We start from the raw sequence: 8835 nt of genomic DNA, 5'->3' as shown, positions 1-8835 counted from the left end.
GAACACACCATGTCAGCCCGGCGCCCCGCCCGCGCACGGTGCGAGCCCGGCGCTGGGCCGAGCGGGCGGTTCTGGTGCGCCGCGCGGTGCGTGGATGGCGCCGCGCGGGCACAGACCAGCCGTGAGCGGCACCCCGGGCCTCCCCCGTACCCGCGCCCGGCTGCGGGTGCTGGTGCTGCTCCTCGCCCTGTGGGTGCCCGGCGCCCATGTGCAGGCCACGGCGGCCCCCGCCCTGTCCGTGCCGGCCGGGACCGCCGAGCACGACGTCCTCGACTCGCCGCTGCGGCCCCCCGCCCGCGCCCTGCACCAGCCCGACGCCGCCGACCGCACGGCGCCCCCGGCGGCCGCGCCGGCCCCCGCGCGACCCGCGCCCGGCCCGCGTCCCGCCGTGCCGCTGCCGCCGTCGGCCGTGCCCCTGCTGCGCACGGTGGTCCTGCGCTGCTGACCGGGCCCGCTCCGCAAGGCCAGTCAGCCCGACGCGAGGAACACAGCCATGCCCACAGACCCGTACGCGGTCCTGCGCGCCCTGCTGCGCGCGGAGGCCAGGCGCAGCGCGCCGCCCCGGCCGGAAGGCGAGAACCCGCCGCAGCGGCGGCCGGAGAAGGGAGAGGAGGAGGACGCCCGTTGACCCACCGGCGGGGGCGGCCTACCGCCTCCGCCGGGCCGTACCGAACAGCGAGCGGGTGATCTCCCGGCCGAGCTGGGTGCCGACCGAGCGGGCCAGCGACTTGAACATGCCGCTGCCGACCACCTCCTCGACCAGCGACGGCTCCTTCTCGGGCGCCTTCGCGCGCGGGCCGGGGGACGGCCGCCCGGCCTCGGGCGGCGCGGGCCGCCGGGCGGCCAGCCGCTCGTAGGCCGACTCGCGATCCACAGCCTGTGCATAACGCCCGTGGAGCGCGGACGCCCGCACCTCACGGTCCAGCTCGTCCGCGTCCACCGGGCCCATCAGGGACTCGGGAGCGCGCAGCCGGGTGGCGGCGACCGGGGTCGGGGCGCCCTGCTCGCCGAGCACGGTCACCACGGCCTCGCCGGTGCCCAGACCGGTGAGCAGCTCCGCCAGGTCGTAGGCGGAGTTCGGAAAGGTCTTCACGGTGGCCGCGAGGGCCTTCTGGTCGTCCGGGGTGAAGGCCCGCTGGGCGTGCTGGATCCGGCTGCCGAGCTGCCCGAGGACATCGGAGGGCACGTCCTTCGGGGACTGCGTGACGAAGAAGACGCCCACTCCTTTCGAGCGAATCAGACGTACGGTCCGGGTGATCGACTCGAGGAACGCCTTGGAGGCGTCGCCGAACAGCAGATGGGCCTCGTCGAAGAAGAAGACCAGCCTGGGCCGGTCGACGTCGCCGACCTCCGGCAGGTCGTGGAAGAGGTCCGCCAGCAGCCACATCAGGAACGTCGAGAACAGCCGCGGCCGGTCCTGGACGGCGGGCAGTTCGAGCACCGAGACGACACCCCGTCCGTCCGGCGCCGTGCGCAGCAGGTCGGCCGTGCCGAACTCCGGCTCACCGAAGAAGTCCGCCATGCCCTCCGCCTCGAAGGCGGTCAGGGAGCGCAGGATCACCCCGGCCGTGGCGGTGGACAGGCCGCCGATGTCCCGCAGTTCGGCCCTGCCCTCGTCGGAGGTCAGGAAGGCGACGACCGCCCTGAGGTCCTTCAGGTCGACCAGTTCCAGGCCCTTGGTGTCGGCGTAGTGGAAGATCAGGCCCAGGGACTGCTCCTGGGTCCGGTTGAGGCCGAGCACCTTGGACAGCAGCACCGGGCCGAAGGCGGTGATCGTGGCCCGCACCGGGATGCCGTGACCGAGGCCGCCGAGCGCCAGGAACTCGGCCGGGAAGCCGGCCGGGGTCCACTCCTGCCCCACTTCGGCGGCGCGCCCCCGCACCCGGTCGCCCGGCTGCCCCGGCCGGGCGATGCCGGACAGGTCGCCCTTGATGTCCGCGAGGAAGACCGGGACGCCCTGCGCCGACAACTGCTCGGCGATGAGCTGGAGCGTCTTGGTCTTGCCGGTGCCGGTGGCGCCCGCGACCAGACCGTGCCGGTTGAGCACCGACAACGGGACGCGCACCGGCGCGCCCGGGTGGCAGCGGCCGTCCCAGAGGAGGGCGCCGAGATCGAGGGCGGGCCCGGTGAAGGCGTACCCGGAGGCGATCTCCCGAGCCCCGGCGGGCAGCGTCTCGCTGTCACTCATCTCCGGCCCCTGTTCCCGGTAGTTACCGTTATCACCCGTTTGGATACGGCTTTTCCAGCGTCGCACTACGGCGCCATGGCTGCGCCCGGAAGGTCTTGACCGGTAGGCTTTCCGTGTGATCTTCAAGCGCATCGGAAACGGCCGGCCGTACCCCGACCACGGCCGGGAAAGCACCCGGCAGTGGGCGGACGTCGCGCCGCGCCCGGTCCGCCTCGATCAGCTCGTGACCACCAAGCAGCAGCTCGACCTGGAGACCCTGCTGGCCGAGGACTCCACGTTCTACGGCGACCTCTTCGCGCACGTCGTGAAGTGGCAGGGCGACCTGTACCTGGAGGACGGCCTGCACCGTGCGGTCCGCGCCGCCCTACAGCAACGCCAGGTGCTGCACGCGCGCGTGCTCGAACTCGACTGACCCGGCGCGACACGCCCGTTGCCCCTTTCGGGTTCCGCTGAGCGGCGTCTACTGATCATTTAATAGGCATCGCCGCTCGCGCACACTACGCTGCGCTCATGAGCATGCTGACTCCCCCCGGCATGGGCGGCCAGTACCGCATCACGGGGGACAAATACCCGCGGATGCGCCGGCCGCGGCGGCGCGGCAGGCTCGCGTTGGCCGTCCTCGCGTCCGTCGCCGCGCTCGGCCTGATCGGCTGGGGGACGCTGCAGCTCATCGACGTCTTCACGGGCGGTGGCGAGAAGGACTCGGCGGCCGGCACCAAGGCGGACTGCCGCACCAAGGCGCAGACCGCCGCCCAGGTCGTGGCGCTGCCCAAGCCCGGCGACATCACGGTGAACGTCTACAACGCCACCCCCCGCGGCGGGCTCGCCAAGGACACGGCGGCCGAGCTGAAGAAGCGCGGCTTCCGGATCGGGCACGTGGGCAACGCGACCAAGGAGTTCGACAAGAAGGTCAAGGGCACCGGGGTGCTCCTCGGCCCCGCCTCCGCGCTGAACAGCTCGCTGCCCGTCCTCGCCACCCAGCTGACCGGCGCCGAGCGCCGCACGGACGCCGCCCACAAGGGCACCGACGTGGACCTGATCATCGGCGACGGCTTCAAGAACCTCACCGCGCGCCCGGCCGCCGACCAGGCCCTGACCACCCTGGCCAAGGCCGGCCAGACCCCCGCCACCCCGAAGAAGAAGCACTGCTGACCCAGGCGGGGCCAGGACGACGCAGGCACGGTCACCGAGCCCGGTGACCGTGCCTGAGGGAAACGCCGGGGTCCGCCCGGCGGGACTACTCGGCGGCGCCGTACAGCCGGTCGCCCGCGTCCCCGAGGCCGGGGATGATGTAGCCGTGCTCGTTGAGGTGGTCGTCGACGGCCGCCGTCACGACCGTCACCGGGGTGCCCGCCAGCTCGCGCTCCATGACCGCGACGCCCTCGGGGGCGGCCAGCAGGACCACCGCGGTCACGTCGTCGGCGCCGCGCTTGATCAGCTCCTGGATGGCCGCGACCAGCGTGCCGCCCGTGGCCAGCATCGGGTCGAGCACGTACACCTGACGGCCGGACAGGTCCTCCGGCATGCGCGAGGCGTACGTGGAGGCCTGCAGCGTCTCCTCGTTGCGGATCATGCCGAGGAAGCCCACCTCGGCGGTCGGCAGCAGCCGCACCATGCCGTCCAGCATGCCGAGGCCGGCCCGCAGGATCGGCACCACCAGCGGCCGGGGGCGGGCCAGCTTCACGCCGGTGGTCGACGCGACCGGCGTGCGGATGTCGACGGCCTCGGTACGCACGTCGCGCGTGGCCTCGTAGGCGAGCAGGGTGACCAGCTCGTCGGCGAGGCGCCGGAAGGTCGCGGAGTCGGTGCGCTGGTCGCGCAGCGTGGTGAGCTTGTGGGCGACCAGTGGGTGGTCGACGACGTGGAGACGCATGTCCCTAACAGTAACCGTGCCCGACGCCCCCTCGCGCTGGCACCGACGCCGCGCCGACCCCGCATTGGCCTGGCATCAAACCCCCCGTCCGAGGGAAAGTGGGAGGGACGGACCCGGGGTGGTGTGACTGTGCCTGAACTGCCTGACCACAAGACCGATGCCGCCGCGCGCACCGAGGATGCCGTCGGTCCGGGGCAGCCCGAGACCGAGGCCCAGCGTCGGCGCCGACGCGCCCAGTTCCTGCGCGACCTGGCCGAGGCACGCGCGTTGCGCGACCGCGTGCAGCCCCGGCGCGCCAAGGCCGCCCGGCTCCGGCACGCCATGCGGATGCGGACGTTCCGCTGGTAGGGCAGGCCGTCGTCGTACGATCCCGGCAGGAAAGACTCTGGTAAGGAAGATCATCGCCCACACCGGTGGCCCGGGACGGAGTGCGTGGGCCCCCGGAAAAGCCGCGTACGATCCGCTGGTGGCGGCAACGAGCGCGCCGGTGGGTCGTGCACCCGCCGGATGCGGGCGCACGATCGAAAGAGCCGGACACAGGGGGCCGAAGACGTCCCCTGAACGCCTTGTTTCTGCCACGATTCCGAGTGGGCGGGGCTCGGAGCACAGCTCTCCCCGCTCAGCACCTCCGCCGGGGGGACCCCCAACCGGCACGCCTATGACCAGTGGGAGAGTCACGGTGTACTTCGCCGCACTGCTCGCGCGCACCGAAGACGGGTGGGAAGCGAGCGACACAGAGCTCGACGATGTGGAGACCCTGTCGGATCTGGCCGACCTGGCCCGGGAAGCCTCTCCCGACGAGGACACGGTGTTCGTCCTGATCGAGCAGGAGGACGCCTGGTTCGGTCTCGTCCGGGTCGACGGCGAGGAGGACCCTCGCATCTTCGTCTCCGACGCGGCCGCCGCCGCCCGCAGCGCCTACGGGGAGCTGCTGCTCACGGACGAGCTGCTCGGCCGGGAGCCCGGCACGGACGACGGGCCCGACCTGGACGCCCTCGACCTCGACGGCACCGAGGACGGCGAGTCCGAGGAGGAGTCCGACGACGAGGAGGAGCCCGCCGCCGCGGGCGCCGTGCCGCACGGCCCGGTGGGCGACGGCCGGATCCTCGACGACCTGGGCGTCGGCGAGAAGGAGCTGCGCGGCCTCGACCCGAACGACGCGCTGGCCGAGATCGCCGAGGCCCTGGGCGCCTCGGAGGTGCTGGAGACCGTCCGCTGAGCACGCCCGGACCGCCCGAGAACCACCTGGCCGCACGGCGGGCACCCGACCCGGTGCGCGACCGCTGGCGGGCCGCGATGCGGCTCGCCCTGGACCAGGCGGAGCTGGCCGTACGGGGTGCGGACGTCCCCGTCGGCGCCGTCGTGCTGTCCCCGGACGGCACGACGGTGCTCGGGGCCGGGCACAACGAACGCGAGGCCACCGGCGACCCCACGGCCCACGCGGAGGTGCTCGCGATCCGGCGGGCCGCCGCCGCGCTCGGCCAGTGGCGGCTGACCGGCTGCACGCTGGTCGTCACCCTCGAACCGTGCACGATGTGCGCGGGCGCGCTCGTGCAGTCCCGCGTGGACCGGGTGGTCTACGGCGCCCGTGACGACAAGGCGGGAGCGGCCGGCTCTCTGTGGGACGTCGTGCGGGACCGCCGGCTCAATCACCGGCCCGAGGTCGTCGAGGGCGTCCTCGGCGAGGAGTGTGCCGGGCTTCTCACCGCGTTCTTCCGGGACCGCTGAATACCGATTTCAGACCATGCCCCACCTTGCTGTAGGGTCTCCCTCGGTAGCGTGTCCGAGCGGCCGAAGGAGCTCGCCTCGAAAGCGAGTGTGGCGCAAGTCACCGAGGGTTCAAATCCCTCCGCTACCGCTTCAGAAGGGCCCCGTCGCGAGACGGGGCCCTTCGTGCTTGCCCCGCGGGTCCGGTGGGCCACGGGACAAGAGTCCCCGGCGGCCGGGCCGTTGGTCCCTTCGGGGGGTGTGGCGGTTACACTCGCCGCCGGCAACAGAGCCCAGGGGGCACAGGCACAGGGGAGGCCGCGGTGGCGGTGAACGCCAAGAAGATCGCCGTGTACGTGCTCGTGGTCTTCGCGCTGTACGTGATCATCACGGACCCGGCCAAGGCGGCCGACTACGTCCAGATAGCCTTCGAGGGCATCTCGGACGCGGCCAAGGCCATAGGCGACTTCATGACCTGGCTCGCCGACGGGGCGAAGAACTGAGCAGTCCGCCGAGGAAGCCGAGGTACACCCCATGATCCGCCACTTGGTCCTCTTCAAGCTCAACGAGGGCGTCGAGCGCGACGATCCGCGGGTCGTCGCGGGCGTGGCCGCCTTCCGGGCGCTCGGCGGCCAGATCGAGGAGCTGCGCTTCTGGGAGTGCGCCTGGAACATCAGCGACCGGCCGATCGCCTACGACTTCGCGATCAACTCGGCGGTCGAGGACACGGACGCGCTGGGGCGCTATCTGGAGCACCCGGCCCACCAGGCGGGCGTCGCCCTGTGGCGGGAGTTCGCCACGTGGGTGATCGCCGACTACGAGTTCTGAGCCCCCGGACACCGCAGCCCCCCGCCCGGAAAGGCGGGGGGCTTTCGCGTGTCCGGGGCCCCAACTTGGCGCCGCCGGGCCACAACACGGGGTTATCGGGTGCTTGCACACAGTGCACATGTCTTGTGATGCTATGACCGCTTTTGACGGATGATTGACCGATGAAGAGGTGGCGTTGACCGTGTCGGCCAGTACTGCGCCGCCCCAGGAGGAGGCTCCCGCAACGAGCCCATGGAGGACGTGATCCAGGTCGGCACCATCGGCCTGATCAACGCCATCGACCGGTTCGACCCCGAGCGGGGCGTGCAGTTCCCGACCTTCGCGATGCCGACCGTCGTCGGCGAGATCAAGCGGTACTTCCGGGACAACGTCCGCACGGTCCACGTGCCGCGCCGGCTGCACGAGCTGTGGGTCCAGGTCAACAGCGCCACCGAGGACCTCACCACCGCCTTCGGCCGCTCACCGTCGACCGCCGAGATCGCCGAGCGGCTGCGGATCAGCGAGGAGGAGGTGCTCTCCTGCATCGAGGCGGGCCGGTCGTACCACGCCACCTCCCTGGAGGCCGCGCAGGAGGGCGACGGGCTGCCGGGCCTGCTGGACCGCATCGGCTACGAGGACCCGGCCCTGGACGGCGTGGAGCACCGCGACCTGGTCCGCCACCTCCTGGTCCAACTCCCCGAACGCGAACAGAGAATCCTTCTCCTGCGCTACTACAGCAATCTCACCCAGTCCCAGATCAGCGCGGAACTGGGTGTGTCCCAGATGCACGTCTCGCGACTACTCGCGCGTAGCTTCCAACGGCTGCGGTCGGCCAATCGGATCGAGGCATGACCGGCGCACGGGAGCACGGTCCGGAACACACCAGATCGCACCGGGTCGAAAGCAGGATCGAGCGGTAACCGGCACGAGCTAATCGCTCACCAGGGCGGTTCCCGACAGTTGTGCCCCGAAATACCGTCAGACCCCGTCTTTCCAGGGTCTATTCGCATCTGACGTGTCGACATGTCACTACAGCGTGTTGCCGACATGTGACATTCTTCCGGAAGCGCGTTTGCCGGACCTCCGGCTCCGGTATTCAGGTGAAGGCTGCGTTGCTCGAATGGCATCGCCGCCGCGACCGTCCCGCGACCCAAAGGGGGTGGCATGTCCGCAGACCAGGGCAGCTCGAAGGTGCTCACGCCGACGAGCGAGGCAGCGCCCAAGCAGCTCGACGCTCTCGACGTGCTCGATGACGTCACGGCTCTCCCCGCCGTGCCGGCGCCGCCCGTCCCCGCCGAGGCCGTACCGGCACCGGCGGACATCGACACCCGCACCCTGTCCCGCTCCCTGTTCCTGCGGCTCGCCGCACTCGACGAGAACAGCCCCGAGCGCGCCTACGTCCGGGACACCCTGATCGAGCTGAACCTCCCCCTCGTGCGCTACGCGGCGGCCCGCTTCCGCTCGCGCAACGAGCCGATGGAGGACATCGTCCAGGTCGGCACGATCGGCCTGATCAAGGCGATCGACCGCTTCGACTGCGAACGGGGCGTGGAGTTCCCGACGTTCGCGATGCCGACGGTCGTGGGCGAGATCAAGCGCTTCTTCCGCGACACCTCGTGGTCGGTGCGCGTGCCGCGCCGGCTCCAGGAGCTGCGCCTGGCCCTCACCAAGGCCAGCGACGAGCTCTCCCAGAAGCTGGACCGCTCCCCGACGGTGGCGGAACTGGCGACGGTCCTCGGCGTCTCCGAGGAGGACGTGGTCGACGGCCTCGCGGTCGGCAACGCCTACACCGCCTCCTCGCTCGACTCCCCGGCCCCCGAGGACGACGGCGGCGAGGGCTCCCTGGCCGACCGGCTGGGCTACGAGGACACGGCGCTGGAGGGTGTGGAGTACCGCGAGTCCCTCAAGCCGCTGCTGGCCAAGCTGCCGCCCCGGGAGCGCCGGATCATCATGCTGCGCTTCTTCGCCAACATGACCCAGTCGCAGATCGGCGAGGAGGTCGGCATCTCCCAGATGCACGTCTCCCGGCTGCTGACCCGGACCCTGGCCCAGCTGCGCGAGGGACTCATCTCCGACTGAGCCTTCCCAACTGACGGAGCGTCAGCCACCATGGCCGGATGCTTCGTACCGGGATGCTTCGTACGACGACATGGACACATGGCCGCCGAGGCGCCGTTACGGCAGCGTCGGCGGCCGTCGTGTGTCTGGGCGCGGTGCCGGCCGCGTGCGGGGGCGGCGCGGGCGGGGGCGGCTACACGGC

At 71.7% G+C, this 8835-nt stretch carries 12 protein-coding genes, 1 tRNA gene and 1 pseudogene; 12 read left to right on the top strand and 2 right to left on the bottom strand.

The window, feature by feature from the left end; translation table 11 throughout:
* Positions 1-121: 121 nt before the first annotated feature.
* Positions 122-445, top strand: coding sequence for a hypothetical protein (locus V7E45_RS24720; RefSeq protein WP_333776388.1), 324 nt, complete (start codon positions 122-124; stop codon positions 443-445).
* Between the two features lie 48 nt (positions 446-493).
* Entirely contained in the window at positions 494-628 is a 135-nt protein-coding gene (locus V7E45_RS24715) for a hypothetical protein (protein WP_333776387.1), read from the top strand.
* A gap of 18 nt (positions 629-646) precedes the next feature.
* Here the strand turns inward: V7E45_RS24715 and V7E45_RS24710 are convergent, their stop codons facing one another.
* A complete protein-coding gene (locus tag V7E45_RS24710) occupies positions 647-2188 on the bottom strand; it encodes a helicase HerA-like domain-containing protein (protein ID WP_333776386.1) in 1542 nt (513 codons plus the stop codon).
* A gap of 115 nt (positions 2189-2303) precedes the next feature.
* On the opposite strand from V7E45_RS24710, the gene V7E45_RS24705 reads away from it, so the two are divergent.
* Both V7E45_RS24705 and V7E45_RS24700 read left to right on the top strand, forming a co-directional pair.
* Positions 2304-2600, top strand: a complete 297-nt coding sequence (locus tag V7E45_RS24705; RefSeq protein ID WP_004943146.1) for a type II toxin-antitoxin system VapB family antitoxin — start codon at positions 2304-2306, stop codon at positions 2598-2600.
* Between the two features lie 98 nt (positions 2601-2698).
* A complete protein-coding gene (locus V7E45_RS24700; protein WP_333776385.1) occupies positions 2699-3340 on the top strand; it encodes a LytR C-terminal domain-containing protein in 642 nt (213 codons plus the stop codon).
* A gap of 85 nt (positions 3341-3425) precedes the next feature.
* Here the strand turns inward: V7E45_RS24700 and upp are convergent, their stop codons facing one another.
* Positions 3426-4061 carry a uracil phosphoribosyltransferase gene (gene upp, locus V7E45_RS24695; RefSeq protein ID WP_317444269.1) on the bottom strand — a complete coding sequence of 212 codons (636 nt, stop codon included), beginning with the start codon at positions 4059-4061 and terminating at the stop codon, positions 3426-3428.
* 138 nt (positions 4062-4199) lie between these two features.
* Here upp and V7E45_RS24690 point away from each other — a divergent pair, with 138 nt between their 5' ends.
* The 8 genes and pseudogenes from V7E45_RS24690 to V7E45_RS24655 all read left to right on the top strand — a co-directional run bounded on the left by V7E45_RS24690 (position 4200) and on the right by V7E45_RS24655 (position 8654).
* A complete protein-coding gene (locus V7E45_RS24690; RefSeq protein ID WP_333776402.1) occupies positions 4200-4409 on the top strand; it encodes a hypothetical protein in 210 nt (69 codons plus the stop codon).
* A gap of 331 nt (positions 4410-4740) precedes the next feature.
* Positions 4741-5280 carry a tRNA adenosine deaminase-associated protein gene (locus tag V7E45_RS24685; RefSeq protein ID WP_333776401.1) on the top strand — a complete coding sequence of 180 codons (540 nt, stop codon included), beginning with the start codon at positions 4741-4743 and terminating at the stop codon, positions 5278-5280.
* Between the two features lie 77 nt (positions 5281-5357).
* Positions 5358-5789 carry a tRNA adenosine(34) deaminase TadA gene (tadA, locus tag V7E45_RS24680; protein ID WP_333776400.1) on the top strand — a complete coding sequence of 144 codons (432 nt, stop codon included), beginning with the start codon at positions 5358-5360 and terminating at the stop codon, positions 5787-5789.
* Positions 5790-5834: 45 nt separating this feature from the next.
* A tRNA-Ser gene (locus V7E45_RS24675) sits at positions 5835-5919 on the top strand.
* A gap of 172 nt (positions 5920-6091) precedes the next feature.
* A complete protein-coding gene (locus V7E45_RS24670; RefSeq protein WP_020940984.1) occupies positions 6092-6271 on the top strand; it encodes a hypothetical protein in 180 nt (59 codons plus the stop codon).
* A gap of 31 nt (positions 6272-6302) precedes the next feature.
* Positions 6303-6596 carry a Dabb family protein gene (locus tag V7E45_RS24665; RefSeq protein WP_333776384.1) on the top strand — a complete coding sequence of 98 codons (294 nt, stop codon included), beginning with the start codon at positions 6303-6305 and terminating at the stop codon, positions 6594-6596.
* Positions 6597-6812: 216 nt separating this feature from the next.
* Positions 6813-7427: pseudogene (locus tag V7E45_RS24660) on the top strand (SigB/SigF/SigG family RNA polymerase sigma factor); the annotation flags it as partial.
* 312 nt (positions 7428-7739) lie between these two features.
* Complete coding sequence (locus V7E45_RS24655; RefSeq protein ID WP_333776383.1) at positions 7740-8654, top strand: RNA polymerase sigma factor SigF; 915 nt, start codon at positions 7740-7742, stop codon at positions 8652-8654.
* Positions 8655-8835 lie beyond the last annotated feature (181 nt).

The sequence above is a fragment of the Streptomyces sp. IBSBF 3136 genome (assembly GCF_036815105.1).
In the GTDB taxonomy this organism is placed as follows: domain Bacteria; phylum Actinomycetota; class Actinomycetes; order Streptomycetales; family Streptomycetaceae; genus Streptomyces.
This window is presented reverse-complemented; position numbering and strand designations above follow the sequence as displayed.

Bases quoted from the DNA above. Each gene is read 5' to 3' on its own strand.
- V7E45_RS24715 (WP_333776387.1), top strand. From the start codon at position 494: ATGCCCACAGACCCGTACGCGGTCCTGCGCGCCCTGCTGCGCGCGGAG.
- V7E45_RS24710 (WP_333776386.1), bottom strand. From the start codon at position 2,188: ATGAGTGACAGCGAGACGCTGCCCGCCGGGGCTCGGGAGATCGCCTCC.
- V7E45_RS24700 (WP_333776385.1), top strand. From the start codon at position 2,699: ATGAGCATGCTGACTCCCCCCGGCATGGGCGGCCAGTACCGCATCACG.
- upp (WP_317444269.1), bottom strand. From the start codon at position 4,061: ATGCGTCTCCACGTCGTCGACCACCCACTGGTCGCCCACAAGCTCACC.
- tadA (WP_333776400.1), top strand. From the start codon at position 5,358: ATGCGGCTCGCCCTGGACCAGGCGGAGCTGGCCGTACGGGGTGCGGAC.
- V7E45_RS24665 (WP_333776384.1), top strand. From the start codon at position 6,303: ATGATCCGCCACTTGGTCCTCTTCAAGCTCAACGAGGGCGTCGAGCGC.
- V7E45_RS24655 (WP_333776383.1), top strand. From the start codon at position 7,740: ATGTCCGCAGACCAGGGCAGCTCGAAGGTGCTCACGCCGACGAGCGAG.